Source organism: Bacteroides sp. 1_1_30, from assembly GCF_020982715.1.
Taxonomy (GTDB): Bacteria; Bacteroidota; Bacteroidia; order Bacteroidales; family Bacteroidaceae; genus Bacteroides; species Bacteroides xylanisolvens.
Window position 1 is genome coordinate 1 of the sequence record NZ_JAJKHN010000014.1, and the last position, 25,784, is coordinate 25,784.

A 25,784-nucleotide genomic window follows, 5' to 3' on the forward strand; every position below is an offset into this window, starting at 1 on the left:
GTGGTCCCCCTCCACCTCAATTACACGCTTTTTCCATCAAATAAAATATATAAAGAGAATAAAAAGTATAAGTAAACGATAGAAACAAAATAAAACGTACCTTTGCGTCTTTTTAGACCAACATTTTTTAACACTAATCAAATAACACTTAAAATCATGAGAAAAAAGACATTTTTTCCGAAGGCTTCGTTTACCAGAACAAACAGGCTGTAACACTCGAAAAGGGAGAATTTCCCCAAGTATCCCAGTTTATCACGCAAATGCTTGGCACTGTCAACAATTTGTATACCAACAGAATAGAGGTAAGTCCAAGCGACCGCAAGAAGTTTCTCCTCCCCTTTGTCCATCTCTGTTATGACCATGACTCTGTTTTTAACATTAAAAGCCCCAAATACTTTGCAGAGTTGTTGTTTATGGCTGTTGATTTCAAGAAATCGGATGATTCGGACGAATCATTAAGCGTGGAAGAGATTGATTATGAGATACAAAGAATGAAAAGAACGCTTCTTGAAGATTAACACGAAAGAACCGACTGTTAAAAAACTGCTTTTTGAGTACCAAAAGCAGTTTTTTTATTCTACATGAAAAGCCGTCCTTTGCAGTGTGTTAATATTGACACGACTTACATTCATATCAATAATTAAAATGGAAAATATCTCAATAACGACATACAGGGGATTATCACTCGTATCAGGAAGTATCAGTATCCGGCAAATGTTCGAATTTATCCGGGGGGATGTCTATCGCGACAGAATCCGGAGACTCCGGGAAGCAATGGATGCAGGAGAAACGGTGAAAGCAGACCACATGAAGAAGCAACTGCCCTACTGCACCATCACGGCTACTTACGCCAAGGAAAGGCTGGCTTACAGTCTGGACACGTATCAGGACATCATCACGCTCGACTGTGACGATATGCCGGCAGAAAAGATCCCGGAATTCCGCCAACTAGTGAACGATTGCCCCGACACGCTAGGCAGCTTCGTCAGCCCCCGGATGCACGGGCTGAAGATCTTCGTCTATCTTACCGGCAATGAGGCGGAAACCTTACGCACCGAACTGAACGCATTGGGAACCGTAGACTTCCTCACCCTCGAACGCTACCACCACCGCATATACGCCCTGGCAAGCAGCCAATATGAAAAGCTGCTCAATACCAAAGTAGACACCAGCGGAAGTGACCCGGGACGCGGATTCTTCGTGTCGCACGATCCGGACGCCTTCCTCTCTACCGAACGACTGGAAAACGTGAAGCCGCTGACCGTAAAAGTGACACTGCCCACTGAAGAAGAATGTAAAAACAAGAAGCGCAAGAATCCGGGAAAACGATCCCCGCTCCTCCCCGTGCAGGAGAATGCGTCGCCCATCGACCTGCAAGTGCAACTCGACTTCCGCAAGGCGCTGGAGTACACCAAACGCAAAGAACGTCTCGAGACAGGCAACCGGGACAATTTCTTCTATTGTCTCGGCAATCAGTGTTACCATCGCCATATCACGGAAGAGGAAGCCGTCAGTCTGGCACACAGTCATTTCGGCGACCTACCCGACTTCGACCTCGAACTGCCCTTGCACAATGCTTACCAATACACCTCAAAGACCGATCAGGCGGAAGAAGAAAGCCAACAACCGAGAATATGCCAAGTCATCAAATTTATGGACGAACACTACGAAATCAGGAGAAACGTGGTGAAAGAGCAAATCGAGTTCCGGAAAATAATACCTGATCTCCCTAAAACAGAGCAGCCACCTTTCAGTACACTGCGCACAAAGGATGTCAACACATTCTATATCAACGCACAGATGAAGAAGATATACAGTTCGCAAGCTAATTTGAAAGCACTGGTAGACTCGGACTATGCAAAGCCGTTCAACCCGTTTATTCATTATTTCACCTCACTCCAGACATGGGACGGGAAAACAGACCACATCGGCCAACTGACAAAAACAGTGAAAGCGGCAGACCAGGCTTTTTTTGAAGACAGCTTCCGCCGCTGGCTGGTGGGAATGGTGGCATGTGCCATCGACGACGAAGCGCAAAACCACCAGTTGATGCTGCTCCACGGCGCACAGGGAAAAGGCAAGAGTACTTTTGTCCGCCATCTCCTCCCACCGGAGCTGAAGGATTATTATCGCAACGGCATGATTAGTCCCGACAACAAAGACCATCTCCTGCAAATGTCGTCCTGCCTGCCCATCAATCTGGATGAGTTTGATACGCTCTCTCCCGCACGCATGCAGGAGTTGAAAAGTCTCATCACGCAAGATGTAATGAACGAACGGAAGGTTTACGACATCCAAAATTATACGTTCATCCGCCGCGCATCATTCATCGCCAGCACCAACAATCCGCACTGTCTGCCGGACATCGGCGAGAACAGGCGCATCCTGTTCAATACGTTGCTGGAAATAGATTATCACACGCCTGTCAACCATCAGGGGATATATGCACAAGCATACGCACTCTACCGGCAGGGGTTTCAATATTGGTATGAGAACCAGGAGATTACGTTTCTCAACAACCGCAATGAGGCGTTCCGCCAAAAAGATCCGGTAGAGGAGAATCTTTTCTTCTATTTCCGGGCAGCCAGACCAAACGATATACAAGCAAAATGGTATCCTGCCTCCCAGCTGCTGTCGGTATTGAGCATGAACGGGCGCACACAGGCCAACGCACAGATGAAACAAATGCTGGTCACGGTATTGGAAAACAACCATTTCCACTCACGGAAGACCTCCAACAATATCACGGAATATTGGGTGGTGGAGTATTCGGCCGAAGAGCGCAAAGAAAATTCAATACGCCCGCAGCTTCCGGTGCAGACGGGGTTGGAGTTGTAGTTTTCCCGCGAAATGGCAGTTTTCACACGGATAGTCGTTTTTCCACAAAATAGCTTTTTTCCTCCAAATAGTCGTTTTTGCACGAAATAACAGATAAACGGATAAATTAGTGGCATAAAACGTGTCACTTTCATCCGTTTTTCCGTATATTTGCTCGATATGAATGATGAATAAAGATAGGAATCACAATATGATGAAGCAAATACCATACGGATTGACGGATTTCGGTCGCATCCAAAAAGAAAACTATTATTATGTGGATAAGACGATGTTTATCGAAAAGATAGAAATGCAACCGTCTTATCTGTTCCTGATCCGTCCCCGGCGCTTCGGGAAAAGTCTGACGCTGGCAATGCTGGAGGCTTATTATGACGTTCGGTATGCCGACCAGTTCGACGAATTGTTCGGCAATCTGTATATCGGGCAGCATCCTACGCCGATACATAACCAGTTTCTCATCATGAGATTCAATTTCTCGGAGGTGAGCTCGAATATCAATGAGGTGGAGGAATCTTTCCGGTTGCATTGTTGCGGGAAGCTGTCCGATTTTGTTTATAGATATGAGCATCTGTTGGGAAAAGACATTTGGAAAGTGCTGGATGAAAAAACACAAGCAGATCCCGGAGCCTTTTTGTCCTCAATCAATACCTATGCCACCCGTAAGGGAGACATCAAAATCTATCTCCTGATTGATGAATACGATAATTTCACGAATACCATTCTTTCTACTTACGGCACGGACTTATATCGAAAAGCGACGCATGGCGAAGGATATATCCGCAGGTTTTTCAATGTAATCAAAGCCGCCACGACAGGAATGGGTTCTGCCGTCAACCGTTTGTTCATCACAGGAGTAAGCCCGGTGACGATGGACGACGTGACAAGCGGATTCAACATCGGAACGAATATCACCACCGACCCGTGGTTTAACGACCTTGTAGGTTTCAGCGAGAAGGAATTGCGCGAGATGCTGACGTATTATAAGGAACAAGGCGCTCTCCCGATGTCGGTAGACGATGCGGTGACAATGATGAAGCCTAACTATGACAATTATTGCTTCAGTGAAAATAAATTAGCAGATTGTATGTTCAACTCGGACATGGTGCTCTACTGCATGAAGTCATTGATATTGCACGGAGTGAAACCTAAAGAGATTGTAGATCCCAATATCCGTACGGACTTTAACAAGCTTGCCTACCTTGTCCGTCTCGACCATGGACTGGGCGAAAACTTCTCCGTCATCAAGGAGATTGCGGAGCAAGGCGAGATAGTGACTGAAATAGTCACCCATTTCTCCGCACTGGAAATGACGGACGTGGGCAACTTCAAATCTCTGCTGTTCTATTTCGGACTGCTTTCTATCAAAGGGGTGGATATGATGGGACGTCCCATCCTGCACATTCCCAATCTGGTGGTTCGCGAACAGCTATTCAATTTCCTGATTCAGGGATATGCCCGTCATGACATCTTCAAGCTCGACGTGAACCGTCTGCGCACTCTGTTTGAGAATATGTCCTTCAAAGGAGACTGGAAACCGTTGTTCGAATTTCTAGCAGAGGCCATTCGAGAGCAGAGCCGGATAAGGGAGTACATAGAAGGGGAAGCTCATATCAAAGGATTCCTCCTCGCCTATCTAAGTATGTTCCGCTATTATCAACTATATCCGGAATATGAGATGAATAAGGGTTTTGCCGATTTCTTCTTTAAGCCCAGTCCGGCGGCACCTGTATCTCCACCGTACACGTATCTATTGGAGGTGAAGTATGCGAAAGCAGGAGCGTCGGAGAAAGAGATACGCGCACTTGCCGATGATGCGCGGGAACAGTTGATTCGCTATAGCAAGGATGAATGTGTGGCAGAAGCTCGTGAGAAAGGGGGATTGAAACTGGCAACGATCGTATGGCGCAGTTGGGAATTGGTGCTGATGGAAGAGGTATCATAAAGTACTTGTCACATCACAAACACCGATTTAGGTATGCACTCACCTCCACATCTGATATTGGGCTAAATAAATAATCTCATCAGAACAGGTGAATGGAATCCTATCTATAAAAATCAGGCGCGGATTACACGAATTGCACGATTTCTTTAAAATCAGAAACGTGTTATCCGTGTAATTCGCGCCTAAGTTTTATACGATGGCTACGACATCCAAGACGGGGAATTACTGATCCCCGTACATCTTCGCTCTCAATTCCTTGATGTGATCGGACGTGATATATTCGTCATACTCCATCATCTTGTCGATGATACCGTTCGGTGTCAGTTCGATGATGCGGTTGGCAACCGTTTGGATAAACTCGTGGTCATGAGAAGAGAAAAGGATGTTTCCCCTGTACGTCTTCAGGTTGTTGTTGAATGCCTGGATAGATTCCAAATCCAAATGGTTGGTCGGAGTGTCCAGAATCAGACAGTTTGCATTGCGGAGCTGCATACGGGCAATCATACAACGCATCTTCTCACCTCCGGAGAGTACGCTTACTTTCTTCAACACCTCTTCGCCGGAGAAAAGCATACGGCCGAGGAAACCTTTCATATACACTTCGTTTCCTTCGCCAAACTGGCTCAACCAGTCCACCAAGTTGAGGTCGGTATTGAAGAAATCGGTATTATCCAGCGGCAGGTAAGCAGTGGTGATGGTTACCCCCCAGTTGAAGGTACCGGCATCCGGCTTCATGTTTCCGTTGATGATTTCGAAGAACGCAGTCATCGCACGCGGGTTGCGCGACAGGAATACCACTTTGTCACCTTTCTCTACGTTGAAATTGACGTCGTTGAAAAGCACTACGCCTTCCTCCGTCTTCTTGCTCAATCCGGAAACTTCCAGAATCTGGTTGCCCGGCTCGCGTTCGGGAGTGAAGATGATGCCCGGATACTTACGTGAAGAAGGTTTGATTTCTTCTACGTTCAGTTTCTCCAACATCTTCTTACGGCTCGTGGTCTGCTTGCTCTTCGCTACGTTGGCGCTGAAACGGCGGATAAATTCTTCCAACTCTTTCTTCTTCTCTTCAGCCTTCGCCTTCTGGTTCTGCTGCTGACGGAGAGCCAACTGGCTGGATTCGTACCAGAAACTATAGTTACCGGCAAACATATTGATTTTTCCGTAGTCGATGTCTACGGTGTGCGTACATACAGAATCGAGGAAGTGACGGTCGTGGCTCACTACCAATACAGTATGCTCGAAGTTGGAGAGATACTCTTCCAACCAGGTCACTGTCTCCATATCCAAGTCATTGGTAGGCTCATCGAGCAAGAGGTTGTCCGGATTTCCGTACAATGCCTGCGCCAGCATGACACGCACTTTTTCCTTACCGCTCAACTCACCCATCAATACATAATGCTTATCTTCTTTCACGCCCAGTCCGCTCAACAGCATGGCTGCGTCGCTTTCCGCATTCCATCCGTCCAACTCGGCAAATTTCTCTTCCAACTCGGATACTTTCAGTCCGTCTTCATCTGTGAAATCTTCTTTCGCATACAATTCTTCGCGTTGCTTCATGATGTCCCACAACACAGTATGCCCCATCATCACAGTATCCATAACGGTATAAGAGTCCCACTTAAAGTGGTCCTGGCTCAACACCGAAAGGCGTTCGCCCGGTCCGAGCGCAATGGTACCCGTTGTCGGGTCCAAATCTCCGTAAATCGTACGAAGGAAGGTAGATTTTCCCGCACCGTTAGCACCAATAATACCATAACAATTACCACTCGTAAACTTCAAGTTTACGTCATTAAACAACACTCTTTTACCAAACTGTACCGAAACGTTCGAAACTGTAATCATCTTCTTTATTTACTATTTTACTAGTTACTATTTTACTATTTTGCTAGCTACTATTTTACTATTTCGTTAGTTACTATTTTAGTATTAACTATTTTAGCGTGCAAAGTTAGACATTTAAAATGAATTATGAGCTATCTGATATGTGCCAATCTGACATAAAAGTGTTACCTTTGCTGCGTTTTTTGGCAAAACAGCCAACTTGGCAAAGTTTTTGCAGACAAAATCAATGACATCCGGTCAGCCCGGTATGTTTATTGGCGTTATTCTACCAAGTAAGATAACGTGTGTGTTAAATAGTAAATAGTAAAATAGTAAATACCAAGATGGATCCGAAAGAAAAAAAAGTGAAGGAAGAAGAACTGAACGTTGAGGAAACTCAAAACCATGCGGAAGAACAACCGCAAAACGAACAAGCGGAGGACGCCACTCCCCTGACTCATGAAGAAGAGTTGGAAAAAGAACTGGAAAAGGCCCAAGAGGAGATTGAAGAGCAGAAGGATAAATACCTGCGCTTGTCTGCCGAATTTGACAACTACCGGAAACGCACCATGAAGGAGAAGGCCGAACTGATTCTGAACGGTGGCGAAAAGAGCCTTAGCAGTATTCTTCCGGTGGTGGACGACTTCGAACGTGCCATCAAAACAATGGAAACGGCAACAGATGTCAATGCCGTAAAAGAAGGAGTAGAACTGATTTACAATAAATTTATGGCTGTCCTGGCACAAAACGGTGTGAAAGTCATCGAAACAAAAGACCAACCACTGGACACTGATTACCATGAAGCCATCGCGGTAATCCCCGCACCGTCGGAAGCACAGAAAGGTAAGATTCTGGACTGTGTGCAAACGGGATATACACTGAACGACAAAGTGCTCCGCCACGCTAAAGTGGTAGTAGGAGAATGAGGAGATTTATGAATTATGATTTATGGCTGCGCTATTGGTCTGCAGAGTAAATCATAAATCAGAATTCATAAATCATAAATCTTTTCAATCATAAATCAATAAATGGGCATGGCAGAAAAAAGAGACTATTACGAAATATTGGAGGTGACGAAGACAGCCACAGTAGAAGAAATAAAGAAAGCATACCGTAAGAAAGCAATTCAGTATCACCCCGACAAGAATCCGGGCGACAAGGAGGCTGAAGAGAAATTTAAGGAGGCGGCCGAGGCATACGACGTGTTGAGCAATCCGGAGAAGCGTTCGCGTTACGATCAGTTCGGTCATGCGGGAGTGAGCGGTGCGGCAGGCAATGGCGGTCCGTTCGGTGGTTTCGGTGGCGAGGGAATGTCGATGGATGACATCTTCTCTATGTTTGGCGACATCTTCGGTGGCCGCGGCGGCGGTTTCGGGGGAGGCTTCGGAGGATTCAGCGGATTTGGCGGCGGTGGCGGTTCACAGCAACGCCGGTATCGCGGCAGTGACCTCCGTGTGAAAGTGAAGCTGACATTAAAGGAAATCTCTACCGGAGTAGAAAAGAAATTTAAACTCAAAAAATATGTGCCGTGCGACCAGTGTCATGGCACGGGTGCCGAGGGTGACGGCGGATCGGAGACTTGTCCTACTTGCAAGGGTAGCGGCTCGGTGATCCGTAACCAGCAGACCATTCTGGGCACGATGCAGACTCGCGTCACTTGTTCTACGTGTGGCGGCGAGGGAAAGATTATCAAGAATAAATGTAAGAAGTGTGGTGGCGACGGAATCGTTTACGGCGAGGAAGTGGTATCGGTGAATATCCCTGCTGGAGTGGCAGAGGGGATGCAGCTCTCTATGGGCGGCAAAGGAAATGCCGGCAAGCACAACGGTGTGGCAGGCGACTTATTGATCCTCGTTGAGGAAGAACCGCATCAGGACTTGATTCGCGACGAAAATGATTTGATTTATAATCTGTTGCTTAGTTTCCCGACGGCTGCACTGGGCGGTGCTGTGGAAATTCCGACAATCGACGGCAAAGTGAAAGTGAAGATTGATTCGGGTACTCAACCGGGTAAAGTGCTTCGCTTGCGTGGCAAGGGGTTGCCGAATGTAAACGGGTACGGTACGGGAGATTTGCTGGTCAATATCAGTATCTATGTGCCGGAAGCTCTCAACAAGGAGGAAAAGAACACGCTCGAAAAGATGGAAGCTTCGGACAATTTCAAACCTAACACGTCGGTAAAAGAGAAGATTTTCAAGAAATTCAAGAGTTTCTTCGATTAATCTTTTTGCTATCATATTATCATATATAAGGAATAAGTGGGCTGCAATCTTTTTTTGTGGCTCACTTTTTTTTATGATATTCTCTAAATAGACTCCCTCTCGCACAATCTTTTCATATAGTTTACCTAAATAAGGCGCGATATAGAGCTATCCTAAAAAAAATGGCATATATTTGTATAACAAACAAATAGATCGGCATAAAATAATTATCAACACTTTAAAATTCAAATTATAAAAAACGAATTTATCAAAGAAATATTATTTAGTCGCTCCATAAAAAAACAATAACTGTTTAACTAAACTATATATTTAAAGAATGGCAGAACCTTTTAAAAACATGTTTAACGAGCAATTTTTCGATCTGTTTACGAAAGATTTGAAACTTGTTATCAACGATTTTGATGCTCGCGAGTTTGTATCTCAAGTGATGGACGATGAATGGGAAGGCAGGGAACTTAAACAACGCTGCATGCACATCACAACGGTGCTAAGAAAGTTTTTACCGGCAGATTACAAAGAGGCGATCGCTAAGATACTTGAATTGTTGGATCATATAAAAAAGACACGACCTGATTTCTCGGTGATAGACGACACGAAGTTTGGTTTGACTTTGGAGTATGGGGGAATTCTGGATAATTATGTCGAACAATATGGGCTGGACGATTACGAAACTTCTGTCAAGGCGATAGAGAAAATCACGCAGTTCACAAGTTGCGAGTTTGTGACTCATTCTTTTATTATCAAATATCCGGATCAGATGATGAAACAGATGTTGGTTTGGTCGAAACACGAACATTGGGGAGTCAGGCGGCTTGCGTCAGAAGGTTGTCGTCCGCGTCTTCCCTGGGCGATGGCGTTGCCGAACCTGAAAGAGAATCCTGCGCCTATCATTCCTATTCTGGAAAATCTAAAAAATGATCCGGCAAGATTTGTGCGGTTGAGCGTTGCCAATAATTTGAATGATATCGCGAAAGATAATCCCGAAATCGTCATTGATTTAGTGAAGAAATGGAAGGGAGAATCGAAAGAGGTGGATTGGATTATTAAACACGGCTGCCGGACGCTCTTAAAACAAGGCAATCCGGAGGTGATGGAGTTGTTTGGCTTCAACTCTACTATCAGCAATATCTGTGTGGAGGATTTCCAAATTTCAAGCCCGGAAGTGAAAGTCGGGGATTCGTTGGAGGTTAGTTTTAAACTGTTGAACAAGAACGATCAAACGACCAAGATACGACTCGAATATGGAATCTATTACCAAAAAGCGAATGGAACGTTGACGAAGAAAGTGCATAAAATCAGCGAGAAAGAATATGCCGGGAACTCAACCACGCGAATCACCCGAAAACATTCTTTCCGGGTGGTTACAACGAGGAAGCTCCATCTCGGACTTCACCAAATTGCTATGATTATCAACGGGAATGAATTTGAAAAATATGATTTTGAGTTGATTGAATAATAACTGCTGTTAATACCCCGGATTCTGCTTCAACTTCGTATTCATCACCCGTATTTTCTCCGGTATAGGGAACACGGTAGTATATCCGTTTCCCTCATCCGGCAATTGCGGACGGCTACTGTAAGCTCTTGTAAACTTCCCGAAGCGAACCAAGTCTTGACGTCTCCAACCTTCCCAAGCCAGTTCCAGTTGACGTTCGGCAAGGATATTCTCTAAAGTGGCAGGACGAGAGGAGGCATTGACGCGGCTACGGACTTCATTCAGTTCTTCATCTCCACTAGCTCCATTGCGCACTTTCGCTTCACTCTTCATCAACAGAGCATCCGCGTAGCGGAACAGTACAATGTCATTCTCCATCAACTTACCGTCTTTTGTGGCAGTGGGGTCGACTTCGTACTTTTTCATACGGGCTCCTGCGGTTTGTTCGTGCGGGGTATCTGTGATATCCAGAGCTACTTTCCAGGGCAGATACTCCAATACGGTGCCATCATCCAGCTTGATGATGTTTCCTTTCAGATCGTGCACCACTCCCGCAAAATAGCAAATATCAAAGCGGGGATCTTGTTCGGCTGTTTCATAACCGAAGGTTTTGAGAGCTTCAATAGTTGCGCTGGGACCGTTCTCACCGCTTAGGCCGTACGCCTTGGCATGATTGTAGTGGCGGGAACGGAATAGATATTGCATTTGATTGGTGTACAAGGTTTTATTCATCGGAATGGTAAAAATATTCTCTATCGATGATTCATTAAAAATGGAGAAATTGGTTTCGTATTTTGGTTCCAATTCGTTGTAGCCCAGCGTCTTCAGCTGGTCACAGTAGTAGATGACTGTTTCCCACGCATTGAGTTCGTTGCCGTTCACTGCAAACTTTATGTTTTTTCCGTCCGGACGTTGTCCGTCTGTCCAATCATTGTCCGTATAGACTTCGGAATTCAGAGCCAGTTTAGCCAATAGAAAAGTGGCTACCGGACGGGTGATACGGCCATAATAAGGACCGGACTGGTTGCTGTGCGCATCGCTCAACAGAGGAGCCGCTTCCTGCAATTCCTTGAATACAAACTCAAAAACCGTTTTCCGTTCACTCTGGACAACCTCTTTCATTGCCACTGAAGAGGATTGAACCAACGGGATGCGTCCGAACAAATCCATCAGATAATAATAATACATGGCTCGCATGGCCTGCACTTCCGCCCGGTATGCCGGAAGTGCAGCATCGGAATGGGTTTCGGCAAACTTGTCTATCCGTTCGAGCGATTTGTTGCTTAGCATGACGACTTTGTAAAGATATTCCCATGTAGCTTGAATAGCGTCATTCTCAACACCCCAATCGTGCAGGTAAAGTCCTTGCCAGAAACCGCCATCGTACCAGTCGCCTCCACGGGTGGGGATGATGGCTTCGTCGGAAGTGAAAGTGTTCAGGTCGTAGACTCCCCTACCCGTTCCCTGCAATCCCTGACTGTCACTATAACCGCCTATGTAGGTATAAAGCGAAGCTACCGCATTGAGATATACTTCCGAGATCGTATTGTAGACATCCTCTTCCGGTAGCTTGTCTTTCGGATTTTCCTGTAAGAACTTATCACAGGAAAATAAGGTCAGACTCGTCACCAGAAAAAATAATAATATTCTTGAAGGGTAGATTATTTGCTTTGAGATCTGCAAAAACTGATTTCTATTTTTCATATATCGTTTCATCCTCTCCTCCTCCATTAAAAGTTAATACTCAATCCTAAGGTGTACGTCCGTGCCAACGGATACCCCCGTTTATCGTCCACGCCCAACGTTGAGTTCACCGTGGAACTGTTAATCATGGGCGAAAGTCCCGAATAACCGGAGATGGTTGCCAGGTTGTTGACAGTAAATGCCAAGCGCAGGGAACGGACATATTTCTTTAGTTTCTGCACCTTTTCAATCGGCACATTCCAGCCCAGCGTCACATAGTCGAAGTTGACGTAATCTCCCTTTTCCAGCCAATAGTCGGTGGCGGTCTGATCCTTGATGTTCTGTTGCGGAGCTTTCTTCATTACGTTGTAGTCGGGGAATATATTCATGTTCATATAGGTCAGGGAAGTTCCGTTGTAGATTTTATGTCCGAAGGCTCCGTTGATCTGCAAAGACAGGTCGAAACGCTTGTAACGGAAACTGATGTTAGATCCTAGAATCGTTTTGGGTACGGCTTGCCCTGCCACGTAGCGGTCTTCACCATCTTCCAGACTGACGCCTCCGCCATTCAGGTCGGCGATGCCATAGGTATATCCACCGTTTCCGTCGGACTCCAGTCCGGTGCTGTGAGGAAGATAGAACACGCCCAACGGTTGCCCCACCATCTGATAAACGATGTGGTTGTAGCCGCCGTGGAAGCCGGCTCCATCAAGGCTGGCAAGACTTTTATATTCGGAAGCAGAAAGCATTTCGCCGTTATACATACCGCTCAATGAAAGCAGTTTGTTGCGCTGGAAGGTGATGTTGGCATTGATATTCAGTTCCATGTCCTTCGTTTTCAAAGGGGTGATACCGATGGCGATTTCCGTACCCCAGTTGCGCATGGAGCCGATGTTGGCAAGCAAGGTGTTATAGGTGAAAGGGGGCACGCTTACGTTATAAAGGTAAAGCATATCCGTAGTGCGGGAGTTGTAATAGTTGGCGGAAAGCAACAGGCGGTTGCCGAATAAAGCGATGTCGAAACCGGTATTAAAGGTATGTTTCACTTCCCATTTCAGGTCAGGATTCGTATTCCGAATATCTCCCAAAGATACGATGGCGGAGTTTCCGACGGGGACGACACCGTTCGGCTTGACGAGATTCAGCGTTGTGTATGAGTCAATCCCGCTCTGGTTACCTGCCAGACCGTAACCGATACGGAATTTCAGATTGTCTATCACGGGGAATTGCTTCATAAATTCTTCTTCACTAATCACCCATGCCGCGGACGCAGAGGGGAAAAAGCCCCATTTATGGTTGGCTCCGAATTTGGAGGAAGCATCTGTACGGGCATTCAACGTCAGTACGTAGCGGTCGGCGTATGTATAATTGAAGCGTCCCATGAAAGATGCTAGGCGCGGTTGCTCGTAGTAGGAATTAGTGCCTTCCCACAAACGGAGCGCTCCTGCCTGAAGGTTATTATACCCGAACTTATCGGTGCTGAAATTGCTGACTGTGGTATAATAGCCGGTATAAGTCTCTTTCTGAAGTTCGGCAAGTGCGAGTACGTCAAAGAAATGCTTTTTCCAGTTTTTCTTATAGGTCAGCATCATGTTTCCCAATAAAGATTCGCGTTTTTTGGTTCCTTTGTATGCCTGACCGTTCGCCCAGACGGAAGTGGGGAGGTATTGCGAATTTTCTACGATATTGTAAGTATAAGCTCCGAACAGGCTTAGTTTCAGTCCTTCCATCAAATTGAAAGTGAGACGGGCGTGCGTACTGATGTGCGAAGTGGCATCATCGTCCTGCACTTCCATCCATGCCAATGGATTGGTAATTTGGCTGGCGGTTGTTATTCCGTCCCACGAATTGGTGACGGGGTCTTTATGATTGGGATAGGTAGGATTGAACGTAGCTGCCGAATAGAACGTTTTCTGATAATCTACCAGGTTATGATTCTTCTGAATGGAGCCGAACATTCCCAACTCGCAGTTCAGGAAGCCGTCGAACATTTTCTGATTCATGTTCATATTTGAAGTGAAGTTCTTCATGTCTTCATTCAGAATCACTCCCTGACGATCCATAAAACCGAGGGAAACACGATAACTGGACTCACTGGAACCGCCATAAAAGGCGATGTGATGATTCTGTTGCAGTCCTGTCTGCTCAATCTCTTTCTGGAAATCGGTATTGTTCCCTTTATCCAGAATGGAAATGCCTCGTTCCGATGCTACACGACGGAATTCATCACCGGACAGCATTTTCAAATTCTTGTAGACGGTGGAAATCCCGAAGCTACCGTTGTAAGCTACCTGTGTCCTGCCGCTCATCCCTTTTTTGGTGGTGACTTCTATCACACCGGATGCACCTCGCGAACCGTACTGTGCGGTTTCGGAAGCGTCTTTCAGAATGGTAAAACTCTCAATATCCGTAGGGTAAATGGAGGTAAGCATACTCAAGTCGCCAAATACTCCGTCGACGATAATCAAAGGGTCGTTGCCGCTGGTCAGTGAGGTAGTTCCCCGCAGGCGCACCGCATCCAGAGCCGCCGGTCCGTTGGAGCCCCGTTGGATGGTCAATCCCGGCACACGTCCACGGATTGCTTCCAAAGGGTTCGTTATCTGGTCTTTGTTCATCTGTGTCTCCGTGATTTTCTCTACGGAACCGGACAGGGTTTTCAAACTTCCGGTGGCATATCCTACGGTAATCAATGAGTCTATGGGCGCGACGGGAATCTTCTGTGCCAACGTGCCCTCGCACGGGATTACCAAAAGAAGAAGGCTGTAGAAAATGAGTCTAGCGTGTTGTACCATATTCTTAGTTTTTAAGGTAATAATACAAATATAACAAAAAAAGAGGGAATCTGGTTGAGTAGATTCCCTCTTTTATTTAAATGATATTGACAGGTTGAAATCAACAAGTCCGGATGATACGGATTACACGGTTGCTTTAGGCCGGAATAATCCTAAAAAAGCACATCGTACGTATTATCCTTATGCCTTCAATATTTATTTCACAATAATCTCATCCGTAAATATCCAGCCTCCGAATTCACTTCCGGCCTGTGCCTGATAGCGTACGTATCTTCCTTTGGCTTCGCCCTGCCATGAAATATCCGTAAAGCGGATGGGTGTTTCTTTGCTCACTTCAAAGTGTTGTTTGCGCAACTCGGTGAAATGGGTTCCGTCATCGGAAATGGAAATCACCACAGTCTCCGGCAGGAATACTTCCGCGCCTACCACCTGCATAAAGGCGGCAGTGACGGAATGGATGGAAGTTTCTTTTTCCATATCAATCGTCACATCGAGGCGGTTGTCCGAGATGAATCCTTGCCACGAGCCATCACCATAGGTCCAATCGCCACGTATACCGTCCGTCAGAGCAGTGTTTCCCTGTGCCGGATAATGGGAGCTGTAAGGTGAATTATAAATCACCTTTTTACCCAATGCCAGATGGCTGACCGATTGAAGCGACTCGGGACGGCTGCCGATTTCTTTTTTCAAATCGAAAGGATGGTATCCTTTTGCCTGCAAATCGGCCACTGCCGACAATGCACGGGTATGGAAATCCGGCCATGACTTACGTTCCGGAGCCGACCAGGCTGTTTCCGCCAATGCCAGGATTCGGGGGTAAATCATATACTCCACGTGTTCGGGAGTGGGAATGTATTCCACCCATAGGTTGCCTTGCACACCGTAGACCAACTTCGCCTGTTCCGCAGTTAAAGAAGCGGGAACGGGATTGTAAGAATATACTTTCTTCAACGGCAGGTATCCACCGATGGCTTCCGGCTGCGAATATGGGGCATCCTGATAACTGTCCAGATAGCAGTAGGCACCCGGCGTCATGATGGCACGATGGCCGGAGGTTACGGCAGCGATGCCCCCCTCTTCTCCACGCCATGACATGACGGTTGCGTTGGGGGCAATGCCTCCTTGCAGAATCTCGTCCCATCCCAGCAGATGACGTCCATGATTGTTCAGGAACTTCTCAATGCGGTATATCAGGTAGCTTTGCAGCTCGTCTACATTGGCAAGATGCTCGTCTTTCATTCTCTTCTGACATTTCGGGCAGGTCTTCCAAGCCGACTTTCCGGCCTCATCGCCACCGATATGAATGTATTCGGAAGGGAAAAGTTCCATGACTTCCGTCAGCACATTTTCCAGAAACGTGAAGGTTTCTTCATTGCCGACACAGAAATCGGAGTTCTTGTAAGGTTCGCCCGAACAGGATAACTGCGGGTAGGCTGCCAGCACTTCTTCCGAATGGGAGGGCATCTCAATCTCGGGAATCACCGTGATATAATGCTGACGGGCATATTCCAAGATTTCACGAATATCATCCTGGGTGTAATAACCGCCGTAAGCTCCGGGAACATCGAAACGGACATATTTACGTCCGCCGTTCCACCATTGCTTCCAGGTGGGATCTGTACGCCAGGCCGCAAATTCGGTCAGCAAAGGGTATTTCTTGATTTCTAATCGCCAGCCTGCCGCATCGGTCAGATGCAGGTGCAGACGGTTGATTTTGTAATACGCCAGTGCGTCTATCTGTTTCTTTATAAATTCTTTGGTAGAAAAGTGACGGGACACGTCCAGCATCAGTCCACGGTAAGCAAAACGGGGAGTGTCTTCTATCTCGACAGAGGCTATGGAATAGCTGCCTGCCCCCGAAGGTTGTGCCAACTGCAACAGGGTTTGCACACCATAGAATAATCCGGCTCCCGAAGTGGCGCGTATCAGGATTTGTTGCGGAGTAACGGAAAGAGTATAGCTTTCCGGTGATGGCAACTGGTGGTTCTTTTCAGTTATCAACAGAGAAAGTATATTCTGCGTATCCTTCTTTTTCCCTTTCTTCAAATGAACCGGCAATGCTTGCAAGCAATTTTCCAGAAGCTGCGCTTCTAAACCCTGCAAGTTTATATAAAGTTTTGTGTTCTCTGACAGTAAAAAACAGCCCGTCCCCTGCTCCATTTTTAATGGGACAGGTATGACGGACTGTGCTTTGAGGGAATGTGCGGTTAAGCACATTCCCAATACCCATAAGAAAAGACAAACTTTAGCGTATCTATTTCTTATATTCATTAATCTATCGTGATTTCGTCTACAAACAAAAATGCCGGACTATCTTTGCCGCCATGCCATGCCGGCATTTTACTTTCAGACAGGGCAACCACTTTCACGTATTGAGTTTTCACCGGGCTGAATGACAGTTTATGTTCATAGATACCATTCTTATCGCTTTCTTTCATAGCAGGATACTCCTCGGAAGCAACTTTGGTAAAGTTCTTGCCATCGTCCGAAACTTCTACGGAAAGTCCTCGCGCGTCAAACACCCAGTCGCCCTTCTCCACGCAAGTAGAAATAGCAACGCTCGAAATCTCGGTAGGCTGCTGAAGGTCGATAGTCATGTCCATATCGTTCTTGTAGAACGCAATCCAACGACCGGTTTTGTAATTGCCATTTCCTTTCAAGCCGTCTACTAATGTAGATTCGCCTTTGAACATGTATTGCTTATTGACCGGCTGGTTGGCTACAATCGGCTTCATGCTGGATTTGCTGAAATTAACCTTTTCAGAAACCACACGGCTGTTTCCGGTAGGACGGACAGCAATGGCAGAGAAAGTTACATTTTCCTTGATTTTCAGCGGGCTTTCATAAAGCGGAGAAGCAGCGGTAGGTTCCGTGCCGTCCAAGGTGTAATGGATAGGCGCATTGTCAATGGTAGACAAAGTGATGTCCAGTGTACCGTCCGTCGGGTTCGGCGTGTATTCGGCAGTTACATTAAATACATGTTTGGCATAGTTGTATCCTTCCGCATCGTACCATTTAATCAGGCGCGGCAGACGGGACAGGAAGTCTTCATAATTCTTCTTGTCGGGAGCCGACCACTGGATTTCGGACAAGGCAGCCCAACGGGGCAATACCATATACTGGGCATGAGAGAAAGTAGGAATGTATTCAGTCCAGAGGTTAGCCTGCACGCCTTTGATATATTTCTGTTCTTCCGGAGTGAGGGAAGCCGGCATCGGCTCGTAGCTGTACACTCTTTCAAGAGGCAGGTAACCACCAATACCGAGAGGTTCGTTCTCCGTATCTTTTGTCTGGTAGTAGTCGAAATACAGGTAAGTGTTCGGAGTCATGATAACATCGTGTTTCTGCTTGGCTGCTTCGATACCCCCCTTTTCACCACGCCATGACATAACAGTAGCGTTAGGAGCAAGTCCGCCTTCGAGGATTTCATCCCAACCGATGATCTGACGTCCGTGGTCGTTGAGGAATTTTTCGATATGGTTGATTACGAAGCTCTGCAGACGTTCTTCCTTGCTATGCTTATCATCCGATTTCAAGCCCAGCGCCTTGATACGTGCCTGACATTTCGGACATTTTTCCCAACGTACTTTCGGACATTCGTCACCACCTACATGAATATATTCTGAAGGGAAGATTTCAATCAATTCGCTATATACATCTTCGAGGAATTTCAAGACTTGATCGTTTCCGGCACAAAGCACATCTTCAGATACTCCCCATTGTCTCCATACTTCGTACGGGCCACCGGTACATCCTAATTCGGGGTAAGCGGCAAGGGCAGCTTGCATGTGTCCCGGAAGGTCGATTTCGGGAATAACTGTGATATAACGTTCGGCAGCATAAGCTACTATTTCTTTCGCCTGCTCCTGGGTATAGAAGCCACCGTAAGGTTTGCCGTCGTATTCACCGGAGTTACGTCCGATGACTGTTTCTGTTCTCTTGGAACCGATTTCTGTCAGCTTCGGATATTTCTTGATTTCCAGACGCCAGCCCTGGTCTTCGGTAATATGCCAGTGAAAACGGTTCATATTGTGCAAAGCCATCATATCGATATATGTCTTCACTTCATCTACGGTAAAGAAATGGCGGCTGGTATCGAAGTGTGCACCACGATAGCCAAAGCGGGGAGCGTCATTGATTTCTACAGCGGACATGGAAATGTCTGCACCGACAGCCACAGGCAATGATTTGCGCAGGGACTGGATGCCATAGAATACGCCGGCCTCGGTAGGACCAGTAATCGTGATTCCGTCACCGGCAACTTTCAACTGATAGGATTCCGGATTTTCGTTTGCCGTGCCCAATGTCAGTACGATTGCATTCTTACCTTCCGTTCCGGCCTCGATAGCGAAATCTTTTCCGGTAGCGGTTTTCAGATAGTCGGCTAGAAATTGTGCGTTGCGCTGCATCTTCTCGTTTCCTTCCGGATAGAGGATTTTCACACCGCTCTTCAGAATGAAGGGATTTCCTTGAGCTGTTACAATTTCTTGTGGCATGGGGATGATCTGGTAGTTGGCTTCCTGTTGCGCCGATTGGCAAGAGGCAAAAAGTCCTGCTAGTGCCAGACATCCGGTTAACTTTAAGAGTTGTTTCATAAACTAAAAAATTAAGTGTTAAGTTATTAATAAATTAATTATAGGTTTCACGAATATGTTTGATTGTCAAATGGATCTCCTCTCCTTTCTTTATTTGGGGAGAAGTGATAACAACTGTCTTACGCTCTCCGGGAAGGAGGTCGAAAAAGTTGTCACTGAAACGGGCTCCCTGCAAAGTGATTTCAATAAAGACGTCTTTTGCAAGAGCGGGAGAAAGCAGAGTCAATTCGCACACGCCGTCTTTCTGTTTTATCTTGCAGGAAACGGTTGTCTTGGGCAGAAGCAGGTCTTTCGTCTTTCTAAAGAAGTAGACTGTTTCGGCTACCGTATGCCCGGATTTGTCTTTCAAGGTCAGTTGCATGAAGCAATGGCGCAGGTCATCCGCAAGCGGGCGCTTTGCAGGAAAAAACAAAGTGGTGAGCGAAGTGCGATATACACATTGGGAAGTGTTGGCCGGAAGAGTCAAAGAAGGAAGGACAACCGTTCTTCCGACTTTCTTTCCTGCAAAATTCGTCAGTCTCATTTCCAGCGTCAGTTTCTCCCGGGTGTCAAGATGATCGGAAAGCAGGTAAACACACAGGTTGTCACCTTCCAGCAAAGGGTTGATATGAACGGGGGCAAATGCACGCTTTGCCTGATAATGCAAGGCTTTCCAGTTACCGTAGTAATCAATACCCGACCATGACACTACCGGCCAACTGTCATTCAATTGCCAATATAATGTACCCATACAATAGGGACGGTTGCGGCGGTGCGCTTCCAGACCGTGACGTATGCCATGTCCCTGCAATACTAGTCCGACATAGACAAAGTCTTCAAATTTTTCGGGAATGATATAGTCACGTTCCATATAGGTGCGAATCAGGGCATTGCCGATGCTGCTTTTCTGATGGGCATTCATCACCTCCGATTCGATTTGATAATCTTCAGGAGCCGCAAAGGTGGCAATAGTCTTCATCTCCGGGAAGGACTGGAAACCGAATTCGCTCATGAAACGAGGAAGATCTGTATCTAGTGATTCGAAAGTTTTTTGTCCATACCATACTCCCCAGTTGTGGCTGTCTCCTATCCCCCATGATTCGGGGCGTCCCCAATTGGCTAAATACGGGGAGCTGTGTATATAAAAACGGTCGGCATCCAGCTCTTTTACCTTGGTAGGAAGGAGTTGGTGGAACAGTTTGTCATAGCCCTGGAACATTTCCTGATAGATTTCCGGCGTGAATTTCTTGTCGAATCCCCAATATTTTAAGGCTTCCAGTATTTCATTATTGCCACACCACATCGCCAGGGAAGCATGATTGCGAAGGCGGCGAATGTTGTAGCAGGCTTCTGCTTCTACTCTTTTCAGGAAGGTGGGGTCGGACGGATAGGGAGTGCAGGCAAACATAAAGTCCTGCCATATCAGTATTCCGTTTTCATCTGCCAGGTCATAGAAACGGTCGTCTTCGTAGGTTCCGCCTCCCCACACACGAATGACATTCATGTTGGCTTCTTTGATGTCCCTAAATAAGGTTTGGTAGCGTTCGGTAGTGACGTTAGTCAATAGAGCATCCTGGGGAATATAGTTGGCTCCTTTGGCAAACATCGGAACGCCGTTTACTTCAAAATAGAAGGATTCTCCGTCCTGATCTTTTTCATTGACGAGGCGAACGGTGCGCAGTCCTATCCGGTGGGATTGTTGAGCTACGACTTTATCTTCTACGATTATTTGAGCAGAGAAATCATACAAGGCGGGCTTTCCCCAGCCATTCGGCATCCAACGTACCGGCGACAGCACTTCGGAAGGAATAGATATATGATTGATTCCGGGCTGTAGGGTGATTGCCTGGCTAATGCCTTTTTCTGTGTTTCCTTCGAAGGAGGTATTGATTCTCACCTCTGCTTGAAGTGCTTGAGGGAGTATATTATTTATTTCCAATTCGTTGGATAGTTTTGCCAGTTGGTCGGTCAGCGAAAGTTGCTTTACGTGGTAGTCGCTGATAGAGGCTGCGTCGTAATAACGGATGGTTACCGGACGCCAGATACCACTAGTCACCATGCGGATTCCCCAGTCCCAGCCATAACTGTAAGGGGCTTTACGGGAGAATACGCTTACATGTTTTTCGTGATGGTCGTTGTCTGCCGGATAGTTGAATCCGTTAGAGTTATATTGAGGCATTGTCTGCCGGATGGGTGAATGAAAATAGATGTGAAGAAGGTTTTCTCCGAGACGGAGTTGCGACTTGACGGGTATCGTATAACCGACGAACATGTTATCGGCTTTCAACAACAGTGCTCCGTTGAGATATACATCGGCGTATGTGTCAAGACCTTCAAAAACTAATTGGGCGTCGTCCCGTTTCAGTTGCTCGGGGGTAACTGTAAAAGCAGTCCGGTACTCCCAGTCTTCATTTTCCACCCACTGAATCTTCTGTTCATTGATACCGTAAAAAGGATCGGGAATTTGTTTATGATAGATAAGATCCTGATGAACGGTGCCGGGAACCTGTGCCGGTCGCCATAGCTCCGTACCTGCCTGGGAAAATTCCCAACCTGCATTTAAAACCACAATTTCGGAATTGTCATTACTCTGCGCATACGCCATACTGCAACAGCATAGTAGTCCACATGCTATTTGAGTCTTTTTTCCGATCAAATCAATCATCATAGTGGGGGCATTAGATATTAACGGTTTCAAAGATATTACTTTTTCAGCAAATTTCACGGATAATTTAACAAAATATGTTGTTTTAGCATGAGCTGTCCAGAAAGCCTCAATTAAATCGGCTAAAATTTCAGTTTATAATTAGTTAAATAAAGAGTAGTATTCTGCCCTCAAATGTAAGCTGAAATGGCGTTTTTTATTATAATAATATTCTTTTTCATTATAACTAAATCTTGCTACCTATAAATCGTAAGCATAGATTTAAATCTTCGGACTTTCGGGACAGACTCTTTATTCCTTTATTATATCTGTCAATTTTATCGCTTGAAAGGTTATATGTGCGACGCTACTCTCATATAGTATACCAATTGTCTCTTTATCAATCATTGTCAGACAACTATACCCCCATCCTTCTGCCTCGTCGAGCATTAATTGATGTTCCGGCAACCAGGTAAATCCTTTGTCCAGACTTGCTTTTATTGTTATATGATTACGTCCTTTGGTCGTATTCGGGTTCGAAAACAGCAGGATATCTTTATTTAATATGTTGTCTTTGGCATCTACATGAATCAGACTGGCCATACATACCGGTTCCTGAAGTGCTTGGCGGGAAGATGGGTGTTCTGTCCATGTTTCTCCCAAATCTTTCGTTATAGCAATAGCCCGGCTTCCTCCTCTATTATCACGCATATTCAGCATCAATACTCCCGGTTCTATTTCCGCCACTTGTGCTTCCGTTGTATTGGTTCGTGCCATATTGTGCATTTTCCATGTTTTCCCCCGGTCTTTACTATACATGATTCCTGCATTCGGAACACGGGTAGAGTCTATAAATTGCGTTGGAAATACCAATGTGCCATCACTCATCGTTATTCCACGTCCGGGACCTTGAAGCAGGAAGTACCAGGAAGGATCTTTCACCTGCTCTGTTATATTGATAGGCTTCGACCAGGTTTTACCATCGTCTGTGCTTTTAGCCAATACTAACTGTGCCGTATGATTCAGATCCATTCCCGGATGGGAACTCCACCAGGCGCGTTGATTACCCATACCATGTGTCCATGCGGCAACCACCCAAACGGTATTCGTCTTAGTATCTACTAAAATAGAAGGGTCTCCTACCCCATTCTGTGCTTTAGGCAGACCACCATACTCGCCAAATGAAAGCGGAAGACGCATCTTCTCCCAATTCTTTCCTCCATCGATGCTACGGCTCAAACCCACGTCAACATATTCCTGTAAATCGACACTACTGTTATATCGAACATCATACACGCCTAATAAGGTTCCTTTATTGGTAGTCACCAACCCGGGAATACGGAAAGAAGCAGAACCGTCATCACCGGCATGACGAACTCCAACTGCCATCCGGTGAACAATATTCTTTGGAGAAATAGATTTACAACATAGTTCTTTCCCATCTACTTTAACGGCACATAAGTCAGAGAGTATCTTAGTCTGCAAAGAGGCATCTTTTTTCATCTGCAAACTGATCCAAAAATAATTTACACCCGGAAATAAATTGTAATTACCTTTTAATACTACTTTTTCTGATGATCCCACCTCTGCACATTTGATCGAATAGGAAGGAATAGCCGCCAATGTCCCACCCGGACGGTGGCTGGATATGTACTCTACTGGAGCAAAGCGATTTTTGTCTTTGTCCTGCAACGCCTCTGTTCCTCCATAATAGAGTTTGATTGCCTGAATATCAGTCAGATTCGTACTTTTACTAAAATCTAAAATGATTTCATCGAGCTTCTTACTTTCTTTTGCATCCAAACGAAGATAGAACAGAACATTGTCTTGCCGCTCTATCAAAACCGGGATTTGTGTTTCATGGATAAATACTGTGTCTGAAGCTTTTACGTCAAAAGAATATCCTAAAAGGATAAGGAAAAGTAAATAATAAATTCTTCTCATAATGGGGGTATTAGTTAGTTTAACGCGATAAAGATAAAACTTTTCTACTATAATATTACTATGCAAACAGTAAACTTTGATTTTACCAAGTTCTGGTAGGACTAGTCAATACTTTGACCACGGTTCTGGCTCTTGTCATTATCGATAAAGTGGGCCGCAAGAAGCTGGTTTATTACGGAGTTTCGGGTATGGTTGTTTCTCTGATCCTTATCGGTCTGTACTTCCTCTTCGGAGATTCCCTGGGAGTATCCAGCCTCTTCCTGCTCATTTTCTTCCTGTTCTATGTATTCTGCTGTGCCGTATCCATCTGCGCCGTGGTGTTCGTACTTCTCTCGGAGATGTATCCCACCAAGGTTCGCGGACTGGCCATGTCGATAGCAGGATTTGCTCTGTGGATCGGAACGTACCTGATCGGACAGTTAACCCCCTGGATGCTCCAGAACCTTACCCCCGCCGGAACATTCTTCCTGTTCGCCGTTATGTGCGTACCGTATATGCTGATTGTCTGGAAACTCGTGCCGGAGACCACCGGGAAGTCGCTGGAGGAGATTGAAAGATACTGGACCCGTTCGGAATAAATATAAAACAGACCTTAATAACAATAAACTAACATTTTATAAATATGGATAGTAAGAATAACATTGGTCATTCAGCAGACATCTCTTTAACCGCTGAATTACCTATAACAATCTATAATGGAAATACGATTATGGATTTCAAGAAACTGGCAAGTCTGTACAAAGATGAGCTTCTGGACAACGTCCTTCCTTTCTGGCTTGAACATTCACAAGACCATGAGTATGGTGGTTACTTCACCTGTCTGGACCGTGAAGGAAAAGTATTCGATACGGATAAGTTTATTTGGCTGCAAAGTCGTGAGGTATGGATGTTCTCCATGCTTTACAATAAAGTGGAAAATCGCCAAGAATGGTTGGACTGCGCCATTCAGGGTGGCGAATTCCTAAAAAAATATGGACATGACGGCGATTATAACTGGTATTTTTCCCTTGACCGTTCGGGTAGACCATTGGTAGAACCGTACAATATCTTTTCATATACATTTGCCACCATGGCTTTCGGTCAGTTAAGCCTGGCCACTGGTAATCAGGAATATGCAGACATCGCCAGAAAAACCTTCGATATCATCCTGTCTAAAGTGAATAATCCGAAAGGCAAATGGAACAAACTTCATCCGGGAACTCGTAATCTGAAGAACTTTGCCCTGCCAATGATCCTCTGCAACCTGGCTTTGGAGATAGAGCATTTATTGGATGAGAACTATCTGCGGGAAACAATGGAAACTTGCATCCACGAAGTAATGGAAGTTTTTTACCGTCCTGAACTCGGAGGTATCATTGTTGAAAATGTAGATATAGACGGTAGTCTGGTTGACTGCTTTGAAGGTCGTCAGGTAACTCCGGGCCATGCCATTGAAGCGATGTGGTTTATCATGGATCTGGGCAAACGTCTGAACCGTCCGGAATTGATAGAGAAAGCCAAAGAGACCACCCTTACAATACTTAATTATGGCTGGGACAAGAAATACGGAGGTGTCTATTATTTCATGGACCGTAACGGTTGTCCACCTCAACAATTGGAATGGGATCAGAAACTTTGGTGGGTGCATATCGAAACGCTTATTTCCCTGCTGAAAGGTTATCAGTTAACGGGAGACAAACGGTGTCTGGAATGGTTTGAAAAAGTACATGACTACACTTGGGAGCATTTCAAAGATAAAGAATATCCCGAATGGTATGGATACCTGAACCGAAGAGGAGAAGTATTGCTCCCACTCAAAGGAGGAAAATGGAAAGGGTGTTTCCATGTACCAAGAGGGCTGTTTCAGTGCTGGAAAACATTAGAAGACTTGATGAATTATAAATAACTAT

General features: G+C 45.7%; 14 protein-coding genes and 1 pseudogene. 8 read left to right on the forward strand and 7 right to left on the reverse strand.

Features of this window, described 5'->3' with window-relative positions:
- Nucleotides 1-281: 281 nt before the first annotated feature.
- The 3 genes from LPH68_RS05585 to LPH68_RS05595 all read left to right on the forward strand — a co-directional run bounded on the left by LPH68_RS05585 (nucleotide 282) and on the right by LPH68_RS05595 (nucleotide 4,780).
- Nucleotides 282-518 (forward strand): hypothetical protein, encoded by a 237-nt coding sequence (locus tag LPH68_RS05585; protein WP_192920082.1) that lies wholly within the window; start codon nucleotides 282-284, stop codon nucleotides 516-518.
- Nucleotides 519-645: 127 nt separating this feature from the next.
- Nucleotides 646-2,838, forward strand: coding sequence for a VapE domain-containing protein (locus LPH68_RS05590; RefSeq protein WP_230296873.1), 2,193 nt, complete (start codon nucleotides 646-648; stop codon nucleotides 2,836-2,838).
- A 190-nt stretch (nucleotides 2,839-3,028) separates the two neighbouring features.
- On the forward strand, nucleotides 3,029-4,780 hold the full coding sequence (locus LPH68_RS05595) for an ATP-binding protein (protein ID WP_195651565.1): 1,752 nt from the start codon (nucleotides 3,029-3,031) through the stop codon (nucleotides 4,778-4,780).
- A gap of 222 nt (nucleotides 4,781-5,002) precedes the next feature.
- On the opposite strand, the gene LPH68_RS05600 is transcribed toward LPH68_RS05595, so the two are convergent.
- On the reverse strand, nucleotides 5,003-6,622 hold the full coding sequence (locus LPH68_RS05600; protein WP_230296874.1) for an ABC-F family ATP-binding cassette domain-containing protein: 1,620 nt from the start codon (nucleotides 6,620-6,622) through the stop codon (nucleotides 5,003-5,005).
- Nucleotides 6,623-6,945: 323 nt separating this feature from the next.
- On the opposite strand from LPH68_RS05600, the gene LPH68_RS05605 reads away from it, so the two are divergent.
- The 3 genes from LPH68_RS05605 (at nucleotide 6,946) to LPH68_RS05615 (ending at nucleotide 10,279) form a co-directional block, all read left to right on the forward strand.
- On the forward strand, nucleotides 6,946-7,527 hold the full coding sequence (locus LPH68_RS05605) for a nucleotide exchange factor GrpE (protein ID WP_004315797.1): 582 nt from the start codon (nucleotides 6,946-6,948) through the stop codon (nucleotides 7,525-7,527).
- 108 nt (nucleotides 7,528-7,635) lie between these two features.
- Complete coding sequence (dnaJ, locus tag LPH68_RS05610) at nucleotides 7,636-8,823, forward strand: molecular chaperone DnaJ (protein ID WP_004315796.1); 1,188 nt, start codon at nucleotides 7,636-7,638, stop codon at nucleotides 8,821-8,823.
- A gap of 316 nt (nucleotides 8,824-9,139) precedes the next feature.
- On the forward strand, nucleotides 9,140-10,279 hold the full coding sequence (locus LPH68_RS05615) for a DNA alkylation repair protein (protein WP_230296875.1): 1,140 nt from the start codon (nucleotides 9,140-9,142) through the stop codon (nucleotides 10,277-10,279).
- Nucleotides 10,280-10,288: 9 nt separating this feature from the next.
- Here LPH68_RS05615 and LPH68_RS05620 read toward each other — a convergent pair whose 3' ends face one another.
- The 6 genes from LPH68_RS05620 to LPH68_RS05645 form a co-directional block, all read right to left on the reverse strand.
- On the reverse strand, nucleotides 10,289-11,989 hold the full coding sequence (locus LPH68_RS05620; RefSeq protein WP_151922971.1) for a RagB/SusD family nutrient uptake outer membrane protein: 1,701 nt from the start codon (nucleotides 11,987-11,989) through the stop codon (nucleotides 10,289-10,291).
- Complete coding sequence (locus tag LPH68_RS05625; protein ID WP_230296876.1) at nucleotides 11,989-14,733, reverse strand: SusC/RagA family TonB-linked outer membrane protein; 2,745 nt, start codon at nucleotides 14,731-14,733, stop codon at nucleotides 11,989-11,991. Before LPH68_RS05625 ends, LPH68_RS05620 begins: the two co-directional genes overlap by 1 nt.
- 195 nt (nucleotides 14,734-14,928) lie before the next feature.
- Nucleotides 14,929-17,004: a family 20 glycosylhydrolase gene (locus tag LPH68_RS05630; protein WP_151922969.1), complete on the reverse strand. Its 2,076-nt coding sequence runs from the start codon at nucleotides 17,002-17,004 to the stop codon at nucleotides 14,929-14,931.
- A complete protein-coding gene (locus LPH68_RS05635; protein WP_151922968.1) occupies nucleotides 17,004-19,328 on the reverse strand; it encodes a glycoside hydrolase family 20 protein in 2,325 nt (774 codons plus the stop codon). Before LPH68_RS05635 ends, LPH68_RS05630 begins: the two co-directional genes overlap by 1 nt.
- Before the next feature lie 34 nt (nucleotides 19,329-19,362).
- Nucleotides 19,363-21,975, reverse strand: coding sequence for a glycoside hydrolase family 2 protein (locus tag LPH68_RS05640; RefSeq protein WP_151922967.1), 2,613 nt, complete (start codon nucleotides 21,973-21,975; stop codon nucleotides 19,363-19,365).
- A 288-nt stretch (nucleotides 21,976-22,263) separates the two neighbouring features.
- Nucleotides 22,264-23,895 carry a sialidase family protein gene (locus LPH68_RS05645; protein ID WP_151922966.1) on the reverse strand — a complete coding sequence of 544 codons (1,632 nt, stop codon included), beginning with the start codon at nucleotides 23,893-23,895 and terminating at the stop codon, nucleotides 22,264-22,266.
- 80 nt (nucleotides 23,896-23,975) lie between these two features.
- On the opposite strand from LPH68_RS05645, the pseudogene LPH68_RS05650 reads away from it, so the two are divergent.
- Together LPH68_RS05650 and LPH68_RS05655 are read left to right on the forward strand one after the other, a co-directional pair.
- Nucleotides 23,976-24,473 (forward strand): annotated as a pseudogene (locus tag LPH68_RS05650) (MFS transporter); the annotation flags it as partial.
- A 131-nt stretch (nucleotides 24,474-24,604) separates the two neighbouring features.
- Nucleotides 24,605-25,780 carry an AGE family epimerase/isomerase gene (locus LPH68_RS05655; protein WP_128858708.1) on the forward strand — a complete coding sequence of 392 codons (1,176 nt, stop codon included), beginning with the start codon at nucleotides 24,605-24,607 and terminating at the stop codon, nucleotides 25,778-25,780.
- The last annotated feature ends 4 nt before the right edge of the window (nucleotides 25,781-25,784 follow it).